At 39.2% G+C, this 20417-nt stretch carries 16 protein-coding genes and 1 tRNA gene; 4 read left to right on the forward strand and 13 right to left on the reverse strand.

All coding sequences use genetic code 11. The annotated features are described in order from the left end of the window. Window positions 1-192: 192 nt before the first annotated feature. The 13 genes from RYK12_RS01620 to RYK12_RS01680 all read right to left on the reverse strand — a co-directional run bounded on the left by RYK12_RS01620 (window position 193) and on the right by RYK12_RS01680 (window position 15014). Window positions 193-2619 (reverse strand): ATP-binding protein, encoded by a 2427-nt coding sequence (locus RYK12_RS01620; protein WP_268707235.1) that lies wholly within the window; start codon window positions 2617-2619, stop codon window positions 193-195. A 60-nt stretch (window positions 2620-2679) separates the two neighbouring features. After that, a complete protein-coding gene (locus tag RYK12_RS01625; protein ID WP_268707234.1) occupies window positions 2680-3840 on the reverse strand; it encodes an XRE family transcriptional regulator in 1161 nt (386 codons plus the stop codon). Between the two features lie 26 nt (window positions 3841-3866). Then, on the reverse strand, window positions 3867-4580 hold the full coding sequence (locus tag RYK12_RS01630) for a DUF5986 family protein (RefSeq protein ID WP_268707233.1): 714 nt from the start codon (window positions 4578-4580) through the stop codon (window positions 3867-3869). A 416-nt stretch (window positions 4581-4996) separates the two neighbouring features. Next, entirely contained in the window at window positions 4997-5878 is an 882-nt protein-coding gene (locus RYK12_RS01635) for a class II fructose-bisphosphate aldolase (protein WP_033684898.1), read from the reverse strand. 140 nt (window positions 5879-6018) lie between these two features. Further along, window positions 6019-7347 (reverse strand): sensor histidine kinase VncS, encoded by a 1329-nt coding sequence (gene vncS, locus RYK12_RS01640; protein ID WP_314846583.1) that lies wholly within the window; start codon window positions 7345-7347, stop codon window positions 6019-6021. Then, on the reverse strand, window positions 7344-8000 hold the full coding sequence (gene vncR / locus RYK12_RS01645; protein ID WP_049524162.1) for a response regulator transcription factor VncR: 657 nt from the start codon (window positions 7998-8000) through the stop codon (window positions 7344-7346). Before vncR ends, vncS begins: the two co-directional genes overlap by 4 nt. Window positions 8001-8142: 142 nt before the next feature. Then, window positions 8143-9522 (reverse strand): ABC transporter permease subunit Vex3, encoded by a 1380-nt coding sequence (vex3, locus tag RYK12_RS01650; protein WP_061087752.1) that lies wholly within the window; start codon window positions 9520-9522, stop codon window positions 8143-8145. Between the two features lie 55 nt (window positions 9523-9577). Beyond that, window positions 9578-10225, reverse strand: coding sequence for an ABC transporter ATP-binding subunit Vex2 (gene vex2, locus RYK12_RS01655; protein WP_265475784.1), 648 nt, complete (start codon window positions 10223-10225; stop codon window positions 9578-9580). A 12-nt stretch (window positions 10226-10237) separates the two neighbouring features. After that, window positions 10238-11515, reverse strand: a complete 1278-nt coding sequence (locus tag RYK12_RS01660; RefSeq protein ID WP_314846585.1) for an ABC transporter permease — start codon at window positions 11513-11515, stop codon at window positions 10238-10240. A gap of 139 nt (window positions 11516-11654) precedes the next feature. Further along, window positions 11655-11740 (reverse strand) — tRNA-Leu (locus RYK12_RS01665). Between the two features lie 79 nt (window positions 11741-11819). Beyond that, window positions 11820-12395: an isochorismatase family cysteine hydrolase gene (locus RYK12_RS01670; RefSeq protein WP_314846586.1), complete on the reverse strand. Its 576-nt coding sequence runs from the start codon at window positions 12393-12395 to the stop codon at window positions 11820-11822. Continuing rightward, window positions 12395-13183, reverse strand: a complete 789-nt coding sequence (gene codY, locus RYK12_RS01675) for a GTP-sensing pleiotropic transcriptional regulator CodY (protein WP_000940738.1) — start codon at window positions 13181-13183, stop codon at window positions 12395-12397. Before codY ends, RYK12_RS01670 begins: the two co-directional genes overlap by 1 nt. A 256-nt stretch (window positions 13184-13439) precedes the next feature. Continuing rightward, entirely contained in the window at window positions 13440-15014 is a 1575-nt protein-coding gene (locus tag RYK12_RS01680; protein ID WP_314846587.1) for a DEAD/DEAH box helicase, read from the reverse strand. Between the two features lie 329 nt (window positions 15015-15343). On the opposite strand from RYK12_RS01680, the gene RYK12_RS01685 reads away from it, so the two are divergent. From RYK12_RS01685 to RYK12_RS01700, 4 genes are all read left to right on the forward strand, one after another. Further along, window positions 15344-16660: an FAD-containing oxidoreductase gene (locus tag RYK12_RS01685; protein ID WP_125452543.1), complete on the forward strand. Its 1317-nt coding sequence runs from the start codon at window positions 15344-15346 to the stop codon at window positions 16658-16660. Between the two features lie 204 nt (window positions 16661-16864). Then, entirely contained in the window at window positions 16865-18208 is a 1344-nt protein-coding gene (gene murT / locus RYK12_RS01690; protein ID WP_314846589.1) for a lipid II isoglutaminyl synthase subunit MurT, read from the forward strand. After that, on the forward strand, window positions 18208-18990 hold the full coding sequence (gatD, locus tag RYK12_RS01695; protein ID WP_314846590.1) for a lipid II isoglutaminyl synthase subunit GatD: 783 nt from the start codon (window positions 18208-18210) through the stop codon (window positions 18988-18990). The genes murT and gatD overlap by 1 nt, the downstream gene beginning before the upstream one ends. Window positions 18991-19116: 126 nt before the next feature. Continuing rightward, complete coding sequence (locus RYK12_RS01700) at window positions 19117-20199, forward strand: Xaa-Pro peptidase family protein (RefSeq protein WP_314846591.1); 1083 nt, start codon at window positions 19117-19119, stop codon at window positions 20197-20199. The last annotated feature ends 218 nt before the right edge of the window (window positions 20200-20417 follow it).

Here is a 20417-nt window from a genome sequence, read left to right on the forward strand (position 1 = left end):
TGTTAGTAATTCATTTTCCTTTTTGTAAACAGATTTTGTGAAATACAAATGTGGAGACTAAAACACAAGAATGAATCTAAAAAGCCAATATTATATTATTTTAGTTTTTCAGAATGTTATTGTACGAAAAATAGGTTGTGTATATAAGATTCTAGTGACTTCTGAGATTAGTCTAGCATCTTACTTTCTAAACTATAACAATGGTTTGTTTAAAATACTTTCTAATGTATCACTTTCTTCTGTAATCCTTTCTTCAAGTTGCGCATCTCTCCATCTATCATAGGCTTCATCCGCATATAAAAAGCTATTGTATTTCTGTTGCAGATATTCTTCAAGATTTAATTGTAAACTGGAATAATCAAATTCCTCCACTTTGATATCATCCCATTGATAAATATCCGTTAACTTTTCAGTTAACTTTTCTTGAAATTCTGAAACCTGTCCTTCAACTTCCCAATCTAAATCAAAGCCATCTGGATCATTAGTAAAATCAACGTCTTCCTCGTCCAAAGTACTTCTACTGTCTAAATAATCTTGGAGCAACTCAATTTTTTTCTGTCTAAAAACGCTATAGCAGTACATCTCTTTTAAAGAACCTTCTTGATAATCATCATTTTCTATACTTACCTCATAAATTATCTTACTTATTGTATTTACAATAGCATCTAGTTCTTCCGAATCAAGATAAGGACTTTTTACTAGCTTATCTAAAACACTTTTATCGTCAAGAATACTCAGAAATACTCTTTTCATTGCTTTATTATCAGAAAAATAAATCTGACTAATAATATTACTCCACCCATTCTGATAAATATTTAAATTATTCCGCCCATCATATATTCTCAGCAACTCCTCAAAATCAGTCTTAAATTTTGAAAATTGATTTAAATATATAATGGATAGGATTTTTTCGCCAATAAAATCATCTTTATCTTTGAAGTTGTTCCAATCAGCTAATAGTTTACTAAAAAACATATTCTGTGTGTCAGTTAATTCACCTAAAATATAACTACCGCATCCTTTACATAATTGATGAAGATAAATAGAATTCTGAGTTAATTTTTGGGTTATATTGGGATACTCTTTTAATTTATCATTTAAAAAGTCAATAATACTAGGATTAAAAAAGTCCACCTTACTTATACTGTCAAAGCTTTCCTTTGTAAAAGCTAGCCATGAGCCGTCTAGTTTTTTTAACGATTTTTTAAAATCAAATATTGAATTAAGTTCCAAAGTATGAAGTGAATTTATTAACCACTCTTCTTCAACAGGATAAGCATCGAATTGTAATAAAGAAAATAGCAAATATTTCTCTTCAATCTTTAGATTATCGAATAAATTATTATAAAGCTGATTGGGATGGTCAAGATAATACATTACATAATCATAAAAACTTCCGCTAGCTTCCTTGAAATTATTTGCTATTAATTCTATTGACCTAGGAAAATAATTTCGGTGTCGTACAATTTTCTTCCAATCCTTGCCAATAAGATTGTTATATTTTTCTACAAGTTCTACTTTATCGGCACTTGTAAGATATTGTACTTTTCGTTCAAATACTTTCCTGAAAATGTAAGCTCTGTCAATATCAGAATACTTAGATAAATCAATGATAAATCTTCTTTGCTCTGTAAATTTTTCATCTATTAATTTTTGAAACTCAAAATTTATCAGTGTTGCATCTTGAAGAATTTGAGTACGAGAGTTTAAACAAATAAAAAGGTTATTGGTGTTAGTAGAGGCCGAATATAATTTTTTTATATCTTGTAATACCCTCTCTCCAACATCAAACTCATTACGCCCCAAGAAGTCATCAAAAACGACAAAAAGATTTCTATCCTCATTATCTAGATAATTTTCATTATATAATCTAAGAACTTCATTAATATCTTCTACTCTACGCATAATGATATCAAAGATATTCTTATTATTATTTAAAAATAGATTTCCAAGCATTGAACAAGTCGTTGTTTTACCAATTCCAGCTGGCCCTTGAATTAATAAAATATGCTCCCTTTGTAAAATATGATAAGCTTCTCCTAGAAAACGTGTTTCAACAAAATAATGAGCATCAAAATCTGAAAAATAGTCTTTTGATTCCGCTTCTATATTTTTCAACTTAATATTTCTCAATACATTTGTTATATCTTTCTCCAGCAATCCATACTTTATAAAAATCTCACTATATTCTTTATGTTGGGAAAGAGTTGTTAACGTAGAAGAGAATATAATATAATCATCAGTTGGAATAGCATTAGGAATTATTGTATCTGCGTAATCACGTATCTCCTTTAAGTTTGCAGGAGATAAGCCCATACTTGTAACAATAACATAATTGAAATCATTTTTCCAACCATATTTTTCTTTAGTCAGAGCAATCTTATCAATTTCCTCTTTCAAAATTTTTACAGCTGTAGCATGATTTTTTGTTACCTGCCAGCGTTTAGCTTGGATAACGAGAGACGGAGAAGCAATATCATCAATGCCGTCAATACCATCATCCCTTCCTTCCTTAAATCCATGTAAACTACTATTATCAAATTTTTTCTTTACAATTTCAATGGCAAAATTTTCAAAGTCTGATGTAGTCATTCCATCAGCACGAATACCAATATCCATAGTTCTCCTAATTCTACAATCCCTACAAATGTTTAATCACATATTATGCTTCGGACTATTCTATGTTCTTCTTATTCTTTCTTTAGTAAGACTAATAATATTTGGATACCTATCATTCAGTTCATCAAGATATCCTGCCTCTAAGCCGCATAAATCCTCAATTAAAAAATTAGGCAACAATTTATTGTATACTCTATAAATATCAGCAGATATGTCCATCACAATTCTATTTTCCACTAATAGCTCTACTGACTGTTTTAAAGATAGAGGATTGCTAATCAATTTTGTTGAATCTAAGGGCTCATTTTTTCTCCAACCTCTGTAACTAAGTTTCTTATACAAGTTTGTATACTCATTAGAATCTATGATATTCAATGACTTAGCACGCATTATCATCATACTAATTGAAACTTGCCAAATTCTTTTTAGATACCTGTAGTACTCTAGATCATTTTCATGCCCAATGATAGAAGCTTTAAACGAATCCTTTGGCAATAGAAATTCAGCCGCAAACTCATTCGCTTCGTCTTCCATTTGCTTATATTCAATTGCTCCCATGTCTTGAGGCGACTTACAATTTTCATGCATTAACCAATGTCCTAATTCATGAGCTAAACTAAACTGCTGACGATAAAATGAATACTCTGTCCCTTCTAACATAACAACATAATACTCATTATTATTTACTTTAACAGCTGAACCAAAAGCATCAACTTTATCACTCTGAGTGTCTATTCTAGAAATAACAAAACCTTTTTCTTCCATCAACAACGACAAGTTATCAATTGGTCTATCTCCAAGTTCCCATTTCTCTCTTATGTAGCTTGCGTATTCTTGTGGAGTATAGTCTAAACCAGAAAGACCCCAGTCAAGATTTGGAAAATCAATAAATTCTCCCAAGTAATCTCTTATTAAAGCAACATAATTTTTATTTATTTCTGCAGGCATTTTTTCTGTTTGAGTCGCTGTGTAACGACTTCTAAAAAATGTGCCTGTAGAACTTAAGCTAAAATTATCATTTCCAAAAAAGAAATCTCTCGGAAACTTTAATTTCTTTTCCAATATTTCTAACGATTCTTCACTTGGCGTTGCTCTTCCTTTTTCATATTTAGAAACCATTTGTTTTGAAACGTTTAAAAACTCTGCAATCTGAGTAATACTTTTTTTGTTAAAAAGTCTTGCCTCTTTTAAGCGAGCACCATTAAAACTAATCTGAAGCATTATTTACTCCTGTGTTATATAAAATATCATAGTTTAGTATTCTCTTCCTTCTTTTCAACAGGAAGACTTACATGCTTTTGTGACTCCAATTGTTTCTGTACGTCAGATTTCAATGCAACAAGAGGTTTCTCAGGATTATTTTCACGTCCATCTTCTTCAAGTTTTGTAAAATCAAATTCTGTGATATTTACAGCATCAATAAATTCACAAAAGGCATTTACCTGATTAACAATCACTTCTTTAGTTTTTTTATCAAAGGTAACAACCCTAATCTCATCAATCGAATTATAATGATCTCCCAATAATTTCTTCGCTTGTTCAATTTGTGAATCACTCAACCCATCATCATCCAGATCATTAAATAATTCAATGGATAGTTTACCGTCTTCTTTTCCATTTAAATGAGAATTTTTCGCACGTGCTATACAAGTAAGATAGTGATGCTTTTCGTATTTATCAGTTACATCTTCAAATCTTTTCTTCATCATAAAAACATATAGAACACCCTCAATAATTACTCCTTTTGCCGTCCACAGAGCCCCCATACACATAGTGGGTGATATTAAATCATTTACTTTGGCGGTATTTACAATATCACGATAAATAAAATCCCAAGTTAAAATTGGTTGACTATTCTTAGTTTCAAACTCATTATCATAAAATATTTTCTCAATATCTCTCTTGTGACTTGTTGAAAATACTTGAGAAAACTTAAAAATTTGGGTTGGTAAATTTTCCATAGAGTACCTCGTTGAATTTTATAGTCTTATTTTAAGATTTTCTTTCAAAAAAGTCAACTATTATTGGTTTTTATTATTATTTTTTATCTCTCTTATTTAGATACTTTTGCTACTTAGGTCACGAAACTAGAAAAATCATATTGTTATTTTGAATGAAAGTTCTATCATTAATTTAGCTACTCTGTATTCCTAAAAATTAGGTGTTCCAATTTACTTTGGGAAAGACAGTGATTTCCTTTGAAAACAGGTGTAAAGCTGTTATATTCGTTCGCTAAGGGTAATCTTAGAATCATTGTAAAAAATTACTTTCGTTTAGCAATTTAAGATTGGCTCTTCTACAGTATATTCGCTATATATCCAGACACCAAAAAACCCACCCTCATGGGCAGGTTTCTATTCTATATTATTCAGCTAGATTAAGCTTTACCTTCTGAACCGAATACGTCGATACGTTCTTCAACTGATGCTTGGATAGCTTTTACACCGTCAGCCAAGAATTTACGTGGGTCGAAGAGTTTTTTCTTGTCGTATTCTGCTTCGTTTGCTTCGTAGTCACGAGCAAATTTACGAGTTGCGTTAGCGAATGCGATTTGGCATTCAGTGTTAACGTTAACTTTCGCAACACCAAGTTTGATAGCCTCTTGGATTTGCTCATCAGGAATACCTGAACCACCGTGCAATACGATTGGGAATCCTGGAACAGCTTCAGTCAATTTTTGCAAGTGATCAAGGTGAAGACCTTTCCAGTTTTCTGGGTAAGGACCGTGGATGTTACCGATACCAGCTGCCAAGAAGTCGATACCAGTTTCAACCATTGCTTTAGCGTCTTCGATTGGAGCCAATTCACCATCACCGATGATTCCGTCTTCTTCACCACCGATAGTACCAACTTCAGCTTCCACTGATACACCATTTGCATGAGCAAATTCTACAACTTTACGAGCTTTTTCAAGGTTTTCTTCAACTGGAAGGTGTGAACCATCAAACATAACTGAAGTATAACCAACTCGGATACACTCAAGTGCATCTTCGTAGTGACCGTGGTCAAGGTGGATAGCTACTGGTACAGTGATACCCATTGATTCAACAAGGTTAGCGATCAAGTTGCGAGCAACTTTGTAACCACCCATGTATTTAGCAGCACCCATTGAAGTTTGGATCAAAACTGGAGCTTTTTTAGCTTCTGCTGCGCGCAAGATAGCTTGAGTCCACTCAAGGTTGTTTGTGTTAAATCCACCAACTGCATAACCGTTGTCACGAGCTGCTTGGACAAATTTTTCTGCTGAAACGATTGCCATTTTATCAGGCCTCCTGTATATTTTTATGGGTCATCCCATTTACATTGTTCATTTTATCACTTTTTGACAAAAAAATCTAGTTTTTCCCGCAGTTTCGATTGAATTTCTTCTAGCTTCATCTATGTAAACCCTTTCTATCCCTAGTCTTGGGCGACTTTTGGAAAAGCTATGAAGAAGGTTAAATGATTATCCTCCATCTCGAAACGATAAGGTAATTTTTCATGTTCCAATAGACTCTTAACCACAAAGAGCCCCATCCCAGACCCCTTGGCCTTGCGACTAGCATTGTCAGAAAAAGACTGAGCTAGTTTTTCTTGTTCTTCTTGACTGCAGCTATTTTCTATAAAAAGTTCCCCTTCTCTTTCTCCAATGCGAACTAAGCCACCTGGAACAGAGTGCTTGATGGCGTTGCTGATGAGGTTAGACAGGATTAACTTCATAACTGATGGGTTTAGATAAGCCTGCTGATGGGTTAAACTATTGTCTATCTGGAGTTCTCTTTCTTTGGCTAGTAAGGCATAATCCTTGACCAGACTTTGCGTCATCTGGTGTAAGTCAATTTGTTCCCTATCATCTCGCAATTCCTGCACAGACGAGAGAGAAAGTATCTTGAGGACGTGGTGATTGAGCTCATCCACAATCCCCAAGGCAACTCCCAGATAGTGGTCTCTATCCTTATAGCGACCGATATTTTCTTTCATATTTTCGATTAGGATTTTCAAACTAGCCAGAGGTGTTTTCAGTTCATGAGAAGCCCCTCGCAAAAATTCGACCTTCATCTTTTCCAGTTGAAGAATAGCTTCATTCTTGTCATGCAAGTCCGCAATGACAGTCAAAAGATGCTGGTAGAGGCTATTGATTTGTTCCTTGAGATCACCAATCTCATCCTTAGAATCCACGCGCAATCGCACTTGGGCATCCAAATCCATCATCCGACGGGTCACCCGCTTGATTTCCAAAATCGGGGCAACAATGGTCCGAGCATAGATATAGGCCACCAAGAGGGAAATCAGAAAGGATGCCAACAAGGTATAGGGAAGAAACTGGAGACTGATTTGCTCTGCTTCCTTTTGCAAATCCATGGAAGCTAGAAACTGGAGAGTCATGGTACCACCGTCCTGCGTTGTCACCTCACGCTCCTCAATAAAGAGAGAGGTGGTCTGGCGGTCTGTGTCCAGAGGAAGACTGTCCTTGACTTCTAACTTGTCCTCGGTCATCTCACCCTTGACAGCCCCCTTGATATCACTGGTCTGAGAATACAAGTCTAAGACTTGCTCGATACTCTGCCTATCCTTACCTTCTAGGGACTGGGCAATGGCTGTCGCTTTCTGGCCAATGGTTTCCTGACGGTGGCTCAGATAAGTCGAGGGAAATAGAAAATAAATAGCCAAATGAAGGCAGATAACCAGAACACTAAATATCGAGAAGGTATAGATAAATATCTTTGTAAATAAACCTGTTCGTTTCATTTTCGCTCCAATTTATAACCAACATTGCGCACAGTGAGGATACAATCCAAGTCTAGCTTTTTCCGCAATTCCTTGATATAGACATCGATGACACGGTCAAAGGGGACCTCATCTGTCGCCTTCCAGACCGCATCGATAATCTGAGAACGAGTCAAGGCTCGTCCTTCATTTTTAACCAAATAATCAAGAATTTCCAACTCTTTGGCATTGATAGCTACTTCCTCACCTGCTAGGCTTGCACTGTAGCTTTCAAAGTCCACCTTGGCATCCTTATAGGAGAAGATTCGTCCCGTATCATAATAGCGCTTGAAAATCGCGTCCACCCTTACTTTTAAGAGGGACAGAGAAAAAGGTTTTTCCAGATAGCCATCTGCCAGAGAGGCAAAAGCACTCATCTTGTATTCCTCATCCTGAAAGGCGGTCAACATCAGGACAGGAACCTGACTGGTTTTACGAATCTCCGCTAGCACTTCCAGACCATTGAGCTTAGGCATCTGGATATCCAGTAAAACCAAGGCTACTTCATAGCTGGAAAATTTTTCTAAAGCTTCTTGCCCATCTGCCGCCTCAATGGTTTCATAACCACAATCCGTCAAATAATCACTGACCCCCTCACGGATCATCTCTTCATCTTCTACAATTAAAATTTTCATAGAAAAAACGTTTCACATTCCTTTAAATTTCTTGTAAATTATATCAGTTTCATCCTGAAAGAAAGAGGCCTTATCAAGATGAAATAGATAAAAATGCTACCTATATTATACCCCATTTAGAGGAGAATAGGTAGCAAGTTTATTATTCGCTATCCAGCAGAAGTTCTTTTGGTTGTTTTCTAAGGAGATTGCTTGAAGCAAGCGCCATAACGAGAACCACTAGAACCAAGGCAAGGACAAAGACGATGATAAAATCCGATGTCTGAATGGAAATATCTAGGCTCGACAAGGTCTTGCTAAAGCCATCTACTTCTGCACCACCACCAAGGTTAGAGGCTTGAGCAGCCTTGCTGGCTTGCTTGGCAACACCTGAAGTGACATTGGCAAGAACAGTATTTCCGATTGCACGCGCTGTGTAAGTAGCTAAGAAGTATGCAGAAACAAGAGCAGGGATGGCAATCAAGATGGATTCAGTGATGAATTGACCCAAGATACTTGCCTGCTTGAGACCAATAGAGAGGAGAATACCCACTTCCTTGCGACGGGCATTGATCCAAAGGCTGAGTAAGAGGGCAAGGAGAAGAACTGAGAAGCTCAAGCTACCCCAGAAGAGGAGGTTGGCCATCTTGTACATACCAGAGATGGATTGCTCTAGAGCTGGATAGTTAGAGGAGCTCTTCACAAGTGTGTAGCTCTTCCAGTTGATACCGCTGATACCGTTCAACTCTTTCATGACATCATCCAAGTTTTTGTCTGCTGTTACAAAGAAGGTTGCGTCCCCATAAATGGCTGTGTCTTCTGTGTATCCATAAAGTTTTGCAGCAGTGTGAATGTCTGTGATAGCTGTGTTTTCATAGAGTTCTTGCGAGTAGGTTACTGCCGACTTATTGTGACCATCAAAGAGTCCCTTGATTGTCACTTCGACTGTTTCCTTGGCTCCTTTTTCATTGTCTGCATCGTAGATATTAGAGTCTAGTTTGACCTTGTCCCCTACTTTCCAGCCGTGTTTGGCTGCCAAGTCCTTGTGCAGGAGGATCTTGTCCTTGTCGTCGTTTGTTAGGTGCTCACCTTCGACCAGCTTATAAGAACCAGAGACAAACTTATCTTCTTTAGAGGAGTCATTGACACCTGTAATCATCAAGCTACTTCCAAAATGTTTGGCACGGTCAGGAGTCAGATTTTTCTTGGTTTCTGGTGTTTCGATGAGTTCATAGCCAGTCAAATCTCCGATAGCGTTAATGCGTTTCACATAAGACTCGATGGCCTTGTTTTCGGTGATTTTTTTGATGTCTTCACCTTTAATATTCCCAGCACCACGTGGCGTTCCTTGATTGACGCGACGATTGATTTGCATGGAGAAGCTGTTGGTGATATTTTTAAAGGTCTCCTGAGAAGCCTTGGCAGTAGCTCCCTTGATTGACAAGCCAACCAAACTCAAGCTCGCCATGAGGAGAATAATCAGGAAGATGACAATCGATTTGAAAAACTTCCTTGTAACATAGGCAAATGCGTTGTGTAACATAGGTTCCCTTTCTAGATTTTGTTCTATTTTATAGTTCTAACAGAAAAAGTTCATATTATTTCGTAGTATTGCGAGTTTCAGTTAGTTTCTTGTTCTTCAACTCAAGTGTAATATCTGACGCTTGTGCCACTTCTTTGCTGTGAGTTACGACGATGACACATTTACCTGTTTTCTGGGCAAGTGATTTGAGCAGTTCGACAATCTCTCCAGCAGTCTTAGGGTCCAGATTTCCCGTTGGCTCATCCGCTAGAATAACTGGAGCTTCCGAGACCAAACTACGAGCAATGGCAACACGTTGTTGTTGACCACCTGATAACTGGAGAACATTCCGCTTGATCTGACTTTCATCCAAACCAAGCTCAAGCAGTGTATCCTTGCTTGCCTTTTTGTTGACCAAGCGGATATTTTCCAGTGGAGAAAGATAATCTATCAAGTTATAATTTTGAAAGACCAGGGAAATATGGTGCATACGATGGTAAGAATAGCCCTTCTTACGAATGTCCTCTCCTTGGAAAAGGATAGAACCTTCAACAGGACTATCTAGACCAGCAAGTAGGGACAAGAGTGTGGATTTTCCCGCTCCTGACTCACCAATAATACTGTAAAATTTCCCGGGTTCAAAATTATAATTGATCTGATATAGGACTGCTTCAGCAGTGTTCTTATAACGGTAGGTAACATCTTGTAATTGTAATAAAGTCATGATTTCTCCTTCTTAACTAATAGATGATAAAATTTCTTTAGGCGATTTTCTAAATAAGAATAGGAAACAAAGGGCTACAGATAAGCAACTAAGCAGAACTAGAAAAACATAGGATTCTGCAAAAGATAGGATGCTGGTTGATAGACTGCTTGCTTTGGCTAGCGTGTCTTGTAAGACTGCCTGATCTCCACTGGCTAGGACAGTTTGGAGCAGATAGGATGTAATGGCATTTCCAGCGATAAAGGATGGAAGAAAAGCTCCAAGAGATACCAAAACTACCTCTAAACAGAATTGTAGGAAGATCGAGCTCTTACCTTTTCCAAGTGCCAGAAGGATTCCCACTTCGTAGACCCTTTCCCTCAACCAGAGAGACAAGACTAAAATTAAGGCTCCAGCTCCTGCTATCAACATCCCATAAAGGAAGATGGTTAGGAAGGTTTGGAAGGTTGCCACTGAGTCTTTGATTTGTTCAAAAGCCTTGTTTTCCTTTTCGACTTGATAGCCTTGATTTTCCAAAGACAAGTTTTCTACCTGCTTCATGAGTTCGTCCATTTCCTTAGGATTTTCTACATAGAAGCGCGCTGCACTGACTTGAGGTTCACTATTTCCTAAAAGGCTTTGGCTACTTTCATAGTCTGTAAAGACTTGGTTTTCACTGAAGTCAGAAGACAAGCCTGTAAATTTCTCTTGTTTTTTACCAGAGAAGATTCCGACGATTTCAAACTCGACAGTTTGTCCTTTCCCAGCTTCTGACTGTCCAGCATCCAAGCGAAGCTTGTCATGAAGCGAAAGACCGTTCTTCTTAGCCAACTCTTCGTGGATGATGATTTTCTTTGAATCCCCTTTTTGAAGATGTCGCCCTTCTTTTAAGTTGAAAGCCGAGCTGGTGAAGGTCACATCCTTGGATGAATCCTCAAGAGCCGTTAAGCTAACCAAATTCTTATCCGCAGCTGACAAATCATCACGCTCCACGCTCTGCTCGCCACTCACCGCTTCCTTGTCTTTTAGTTTTGCGACCGTCTCGAATTCAGGAGAGACATTTTCCAGTCCCTTAATCTTGTTCACAGCCGCTAACTCTGACAACTTGAAAGTTTGCCCATTTTCTATCTTCTTAATAGAAAAAGATGTGTTGAGTGATTTGTAAAGATTGGTTTCAACTGTTTTGTTGGACTTCATCAGAGTCAAACAGGCTGAAATTCCAGCCAATAGGACCAATAAAATCAGAAATAAAATAAAACTTCTCAGTCGTTTTCTGCTGACATAAGCCCAAGCTCTTTGGATTGGATTCATTTGTCACCTCCATATTTGTAAGACTATTATAAAATCCAAATATGAAATGTTTATGAAATCCAAAAAAGAGCAAAAATTTTTTGCTCTACGTAAATTAGATAAAAAACAAAAGAGCTAGCCTAAGCTAACTCTTATCCTATGCGGAGAGAGGGACTTGAACCCTCACGACCTAAAGCGGTCACAGGATCCTTAGTCCTGCGCGTCTGCCAATTCCGCCATCCCCGCGTCGATTACTTTACTAGTATATCAACTTTTAGGATGCTTGTCAACACTTTTTTCAATTTTTTTCATTTCATCAAATAAATTACTCTGAAATTTCATTTAGCTTTTCATCTACTAACTTAGCTCCAAGTGTATTTTTGAAATGACCTAGGGCAAATTGATGATTTTCAGGCCAGATGGAAGCAACAGCTGGTTTAACAATCGCGATGTCATATCCTAGATTATAGGCATCTATAGCTGTATGCAGGACACAGATATCCGTCAAGACTCCGGTTAAAATAACTGTAGAAATTCGACGCTCTCTCAAACGGATATCTAGGTCAGTCCCTGAAAAAGCTGAGTAATGGCGTTTATCCATCCAAAAGACACGACTGTCTGAACCATGCTCTTGATAAAAGGTCCCCAAATCTCCGTATAAATTCCGTCCACTAGTGCCAATCAAATTGTGGGGAGGAAACAGCTTGCTTTCTGGATGGAAACAATCGTTTTCTTCGTGAGCATCTATTGTAAAGAAGATGTAATCTCCTCGTTCAAAAGCTAATCGAGTTACCTTGCTGATGGCATCCGAAATCGCCTGAGCTGGAGCACCTGCTGTCAGCTTCCCACTATCAGCAACAAAATCTTCTGTATAGTCAATCGAAATTAAAGCCTTAGTCATTAGTAATCTCTTTTCTTCACTTCTTCAAAAATATCTGAAATCAAGACCTTAAGATAGGTTCCCTTCATTCCAAGTGAGCGACTTTCAATAATTCCCGCAGACTCAAGTTTACGAAGGGCATTGACAATCACAGAACGGGTAATCCCGATACGATCTGCAATCACTGACGCAGTCAACTGCCCTTCATTTCCATTTAATTCCCCTAAAATTGCTGAAACAGCACGGAGTTCGGAGTAAGAAAGGGTATTAACCGCCATGGTAACAGCAGTACGGCGGCGAATATTTTTCTCATCTTCTTCACGTTGGAAATTAAGGAGTTGAATCCCAACAACGGTACTCGCAATCTCAACAAGAATCAAGTCCTCGTCTTCGAATTTTTTATCATTGCGCCAAATAATCAAAGAGCCAAGGCGAATCCCTGATACATGAATCGGTGCAATGGTCGTCAAACCATCTGGAAAGTCGGCACGACTTTCCACAGGGAAAATACTCAAATCATGATCAACTGTCAGATTGGCTTCTGTATCGTAGATCATGTTCGCACCTTGAATGTAGTCATCTGGGAAAATCTTAGTTTGGAAGAACTGCTCGACACGATCTGTATTGGTTTTGTAACGCATGAAATAACCAAGGAGACGTCCCTTGCTATTGACGATACAGGCGTTACAGTCAATAATATCTGCCAATTGACGGGTAATCGCATTGTAGGGGAGTTCTTCCTGCAACTGCTCCTCTGAGCGCTTCAGGATAGAAGTAATTTTTCTAGTTTTTTCTAATAAATGTGCCATTTTTCACCTCGAATTTAATCGCTATCATTATAACATAAACAGCTTGAATTTTCAATTATTATCTGAAAATTGCTTATTTAATTGCAATTTGAAAAAACAAGAATATTTTTAATTAAATTGCTTCTTTTCTATTGACAAGCCCCCTATTTTTGTGTATTATAATATTACAAGAAGATAATATATCTATTTTGTTTATCTTTCTTTTTCCATTCGGTCTCCTTATATAAAAAAGCGATTCATTTTGAACCGCTTTTTATTATTTATCGCCCTTGTTACGAATCACAAAGCCTGTTTTCTTTTCGCTTGAAGTATTGCGTGGTTTTTTATTATCCTTACGGTAACGTTTTTCCTTATCAAAACGATCGTTGCCACGACTTCCTTTTTTGAAATCATCACGGCGACCACCACGACGGTTGTCTCCTCGGCGATTATCACGACGGTCATCTCCACGACGACCTCCCTTAGCGTTACCACCGAAGCCATTACCTGATGGTTTAAATGGCAGTGGTTTTTCACGTGCAATCTCCACTTCAGGAAGACTATCTGGGTCTTGAACAGTCAGACTCAAGATATACATTGCCAATTCTTCTGGAGTAAATTCGGCAGCTAGCTTACGAGCATCCTTACCAAATTTCTCAAAGTTGGCACGGATAGTCTCATCTGCAAAATCACGTTCGATTTTCTTGAGAGCTACGTGTTTTTTAGCTTGGAAGGCTTCTTCTGCACTTGCAGGTTTGAGACCTTTCATACGTTTCTTAGTCAAGTTTTCAATGATTTGGAGGTAGCCCATTTCATTTGGTGAAACGAAAGTAATAGACTGACCTGACTTACCAGCACGACCTGTACGACCGATACGGTGAACATAACTTTCAGGATCTTGTGGAATATCGTAGTTATAGACATGGGTCACACCTGAAATATCCAAGCCACGCGCTGCAACGTCTGTCGCAACCAAAACATCAAGATTGCCATTTTTAAAGTCACGAAGGACACGAAGACGTTTGTTTTGGTCTAGGTCTCCATGAATTCCTTCAGCACGGAAGCCACGGATTTTAAGACCACGAGTCAATTCATCTACACGACGTTTTGTACGACCAAATACGATAGCAAGTTCTGGTTGTTCCACATCCATGAGACGAGTCATGGTATCAAATTTTTCTTGCTCTTTAACTCGGATATAGTATTGGTCAACCAATTCTGTTGTCAATTCCTTAGCCGCAATCTTCACATGCTCAGGTTCTTTCATAAACTGAACACCGATACGTTTGATGGCATCTGGCATAGTTGCTGAGAAAAGCAAAGTTTGACGGTTTTCAGGGACACGAGAAATGATAGCTTCGATGTCTTCAAGGAAGCCCATGTTGAGCATTTCATCCGCTTCGTCAAGGATAAGAGTTTCAATGTCTTGTAATTTCAAGGCCTTGCGTTTAATCAAGTCCAAGAGGCGACCTGGAGTTCCCACCACGATATGGGCACCAGATTTAAGAGCCTTAATTTGTTTTTCAATGCTTGATCCACCATATACTGAGCGAACCTTGACTCCCTTACTGCGACCAAAGCGGAAGAGTTCTTCTTGACTTTGGACAGCTAGTTCACGAGTTGGAGCGATGACCAAGGCTTGGATGGTCGCTTCTTCTGTACGGATTTTTTCAAGGGTAGGCAAGCCAAAGGCTGCAGTTTTTCCTGTACCAGTCTGAGCTTGACCGATAACGTCCTTACCTTCAAGAGCCAATGGAATGGTTTGTTCTTGGATAGGACTGGCTTCTACAAAACCAGCTTTTTCAATCTCTGCTAGCAAATCAGCAGACAAGTTTAATTCATTAAATTTCACGTTATTCTTCTTTCTAAAGGTGGTGCGAAGCCACCCTATAGGGCTTAGTTTATACTTTTCTTTTTATGACGTATTTTCATATACTGGATATAAAATCGTGTTGCTTCTTTTCCACAAAAGAAAAGTACTGTTTTCTTTGCAACCTATCTAGTATAACACAAGAACAGAGCAAAAGATAGCCCAATCCATCGATAATATCATGTAAACGATTTTTCTGAGAAAGTAAGGCTATAATTTCCACTATTTCATAAACTTTTTTAAAGCGTAGCAGAATTGTGCAAAAGTTTTTTTCTTGTGCTAGAATGAAATTCGAATAGGAGGAACTCTAAATGTTAACTTATGATCTAATCGTTATCGGATTTGGTAAAGCTGGTAAAACACTAGCAGGTAAATTGGCTTCAGCTGGCAAAAAAGTTGCCCTTATTGAACGTAGCAAAGCTATGTACGGTGGAACTTGTATCAACATCGGTTGTATCCCAACTAAGACTTTGCTAGTTGCTGCTGAGAAGGACTTGTCTTTTGAAGAAGTGATTGCTACCAAAAACACGATTACTGGCCGCCTCAACGGTAAAAACTATGCGACTGTTGCTGGTACAGGCGTGGATATCTTTGATGCGGAAGCTCACTTCCTTTCAAATAAAGTCATCGAAATCCAAGCTGGTGATGAAAAGAAAGAACTGACTGCTGAAACAATCGTCATCAACACTGGTGCTGTTTCAAACGTCTTGCCAATCCCTGGACTTGCTACAAGCAAAAACGTCTTTGACTCAACAGGTATCCAAAACTTGGACAAATTGCCTGAAAAACTTGGAGTCCTTGGTGGCGGAAATATCGGTCTTGAATTTGCTGGTCTTTACAACAAACTTGGAAGCAAGGTTACAGTTCTAGATGCCTTGGATACTTTCCTTCCTCGTGCAGAACCTTCAATCGCTGCTCTTGCTAAACAATACATGGAAGAAGACGGTATTGAATTGCTTCAAAATATTCGTACTACTGAAATCAAAAACGACGGTGACCAAGTGCTTGTCGTAACTGAAAACGAAACTTACCGTTTCGATGCCCTTCTCTACGCAACTGGACGCAAACCAAATGTAGAACCACTTCAACTTGAAAATACAGATATTGAACTAACTGAACGTGGTGCTATTAAAGTAGACAAACATTGTCAAACAAACGTTCCTGGTGTCTTTGCAGTTGGGGATGTCAACGGTGGACTTCAATTTACTTACATTTCACTTGATGACTTCCGTGTTGTTTACAGCTACCTTGCTGGAGATGGCAGCTACACACTTGAAGACCGTCTCAATGTACCAAACACCATGTTTATCACACCTGCGCTTTCACAAGTTGGTTTGACTGAAAGCCAAGCAGCTGATTTGAAACTTCCATACGCCGTTAAGGAAATCCCTGTCGCAGCAATGCCTCGTGGTCACGTAAATGGAGACCTTCGTGGAGCTTTCAAAGCTGTTGTGAATACTGAAACAAAAGAAATTCTTGGAGCAAGCATCTTCTCAGAAGGTTCTCAAGAAATCATCAACATCATCACTGTTGCTATGGACAACAAGATTCCTTACACTTACTTCACAAAACAAATCTTCACTCACCCAACCTTGGCTGAGAACTTGAATGACCTGTTTGCGATTTAAGTTGAGATTTAATCGTATCGAACAGCCCTCTGAGGGCTGTTTTCATTTCTGCGAAATCTCATACTCTTCGAAAATCAAATTCAAACCACGTCAGCTTCACCTTGCCGTACTCAAGTACAGCCTGCGGCTAGCTTCCTAGTTTGCTCTTTGATTTTCATTGAGTATCAAATCTGTCTTTTCCCTCTTTTATGATATAATAGAAACATGAAATTAAAAACTACTTTGGGCCTCCTAGCTGGGCGCTCTTCCCACTTCATTTTAAGCCGTCTTGGCCGTGGAAGTACGCTCCCAGGAAAACTTGCCCTTCAATTTGATAAAGATATTTTACAAAACCTAGCTAAGAACTACGAGATTGTCGTGGTCACTGGAACCAACGGAAAAACCCTGACAACTGCCCTCACTGTTGGCATTTTAAAAGAGGTTTATGGTCAGGTTCTTACTAACCCAAGCGGTGCCAACATGATTACAGGGATCGCAACGACCTTCTTAACAGCCAAATCTTCTAAAACTGGAAAAAATATTGCCGTCCTAGAAATCGACGAGGCCAGTCTATCTCGTATCTGTGACTATATCCAGCCAAGCCTTTTTGTCATCACGAATATCTTCCGTGACCAGATGGACCGCTATGGTGAGATTTACACAACTTACAAGATGATTTTGGATGCTATTCGTAAGGTGCCTACTGCCACTGTTCTCCTTAATGGAGACAGTCCACTTTTCTACAAGCCAGCTATTCCAAATCCTGTAGAGTATTTTGGTTTTGACTTGGAGAAAGGTCCAGCCCAGCTGGCTCACTATAATACCGAAGGAATCCTCTGTCCTGACTGCCAAGGCATCCTCAAATATGAGCATAATACCTATGCAAACTTGGGTGCCTATATCTGTGAAAGCTGTGGATGTAAACGTCCTGATCTCGACTATCGCTTGACAGAACTGGTTGAGTTAACCAACAATCGCTCTCGCTTTGTCATTGACGGACAAGAATACGGTATTCAAATCGGTGGTCTCTACAATATCTACAACGCCCTAGCTGCGGTTGCTATCGCCCGTTTCCTCGGTGCCGATTCCCAACTCATCAAGCAGGGATTTGATAAGAGCCGTGCTGTCTTTGGACGCCAAGAAACCTTCCATATCGGTGACAAGGAATGTACCCTCGTCTTGATTAAAAATCCAGTCGGTGCAACCCAAGCTATTGAGATGATTAAACTAGCTCCTTATCCATTTAGCCTATCTGTCCTCCTTAACGCTAACTATGCAGACGGAATTGATACAAGCTGGATCTGGGATGCTGATTTTGAACAAATCACTGACATGGACATCCCTGAAATCAATGCTGGTGGTGTCCGTCATTCTGAAATCGCTCGTCGTCTACGAGTAACAGGCTATCCAGCTGATAAAATCACTGAAACAAGTAGTCTGGAACAAGTTCTTAAGACCATTGAGAACCAAGACTGCAAGCATGCTTATATTCTGGCTACCTATACTGCTATGCTTGAATTCCGCGAACTGCTGGCTAGTCGTCAGATTGTTAGAAAGGAGATGAACTAATGGTTTATACTTCACTTTCCTCAAAAGATGGCATTTACCCTTATCAGCTCAACATTGCCCACCTCTATGGAAATCTCATGAATACTTATGGGGATAATGGAAACATCCTCATGCTCAAGTATGTGGCTGAAAAGCTGGGAGCCCATGTGACCGTTGACATCGTTTCTCTCCATGATGACTTTGACGAAAATCACTACGACATCGCCTTTTTCGGTGGGGGTCAAGACTTTGAACAGAGTATCATTGCAGACGACCTACCTGCTAAAAAAGAGAGCATTGACAACTACATCCAAAACGACGGTGTGATTCTGGCTATCTGTGGTGGTTTCCAACTATTAGGGCAATATTATGTTGAAGCTTCAGGAAAACGCATCGAAGGACTCGGTGTCATGGGCCACTACACGCTCAACCAGACCAATAACCGTTTTATCGGTGACATCAAGATTCACAATGAAGATTTCGATGAAACCTACTATGGTTTTGAAAATCATCAGGGCCGTACCTTCCTCTCAGATGACCAAAAACCGCTGGGACAGGTTGTCTATGGCAATGGAAATAACGAAGAAAAAGTCGGCGAAGGGGTTCATTATAAGAATGTCTTTGGTTCCTACTTCCACGGGCCTATCCTCTCTCGTAATGCAAATCTAGCTTATCGCCTAGTCACTACCGCCCTCAAGAAGAAATATGGTCAGGACATTCAACTCCCTGCTTATGAGGACATTCTCAGCCAAGAAATCGCTGAAGAATACAGCGACGTCAAAAGCAAGGCAGACTTTTCTTAAACAAAGTAAAATGATATCAAAGAACTCCACATCTTGTCGGAGTTCTTTTTGTCTGTTCTTTTACCCTTCTCCCTTGCATTTTCTCACTTTTTTTGCCAAAATAGAGGGGTAGAAAGAAGGTAGCATATGTCTAAATTACAACAAATCGTAACATATCTTGAATCAGAAAAACTAGACGTCGCTGTCGTATCTGACCCCGTCACAATCAATTACCTCACTGGCTTTTACAGTGATCCCCATGAACGCCAAATGTTCCTTTTTGTCCTAGCGGATCAGGAACCTCTCCTCTTTGTCCCAGCCCTTGAGGTTGAGCGTGCAAGCAGCACTGTTTCCTTCCCAGTTGTGGGCTATGTGGACTCTGAAAATCCATGGCAAAAAATGAAACATGCTCTTCCACAACTTGACTTCAAACGTGTCGCTGTTGAGTTTGACAATCTCATCTTGACAAAATATCATGGTTTAAAAACCGTTTTTGAAACTGCTGAGTTTGAAAACCTCACACCTCGTATCCAACGCATGCGCCTCATCAAATCAGCTGATGAAGTGCAAAAAATGATGGTTGCAGGTCTCTATGCGGACAAGGCTGTTAATGTTGGATTTGACAATATTTCTCTTGATAAGACTGAGACAGATATCATCGCCCAAATTGACTTTGCTATGAAGCGTGAAGGTTATGAAATGAGTTTTGATACCATGGTCTTGACTGGTGATAATGCTGCAAATCCACACGGTATTCCAGCAGCAAACAAGGTTGAAAATGACGCCCTTCTCCTCTTTGACCTGGGTGTTCTAGTCAACGGCTATGCTTCAGATATGACCCGTACAGTCGCTGTCGGTAAACCTGACCAATTCAAGAAAGACATTTACAACTTGACTCTGGAAGCCCAACAAGCTGCTCTTGACTTTATCAAACCAGGTGTGACTGCCCATGAAGTGGACCGCGCTGCCCGTGAGGTCATCGAAAAATCTGGTTACGGTGAGTACTTCAACCACCGTCTTGGTCATGGTATCGGTATGGATGTCCACGAATTCCCATCTATCATGGAAGGAAACGACATGGTCATCGAAGAAGGCATGTGCTTCTCTGTTGAACCAGGTATCTATATCCCTGGTAAAGTCGGTGTTCGTATTGAAGACTGTGGTGTTGTTACCAAAGATGGCTTTGACCTCTTTACAAACACTAGCAAAGACTTGCTTTATTTTGATTAATATTCATCTAATACTCAATGAAAATCAAAGAGCAAACTAGGAAACTAGCCGCAGGCTGCTCAAAACACTGTTTTGAGGTTGTAGATGGAACTGATGTAGTCAGTATCCTACACATACGGAAAGGCGACGTTGACGCGGCTTGAAGAGATTTTCGAAGAGTATAAAATCTTCCCACAATCATGACCACCCGTCAAACGGGTGGTTTGTCCCAGGGCTAT

It is taken from the genome of uncultured Streptococcus sp. (assembly GCF_963518475.1).
In the GTDB taxonomy this organism is placed as follows: Bacteria; Bacillota; Bacilli; order Lactobacillales; family Streptococcaceae; genus Streptococcus.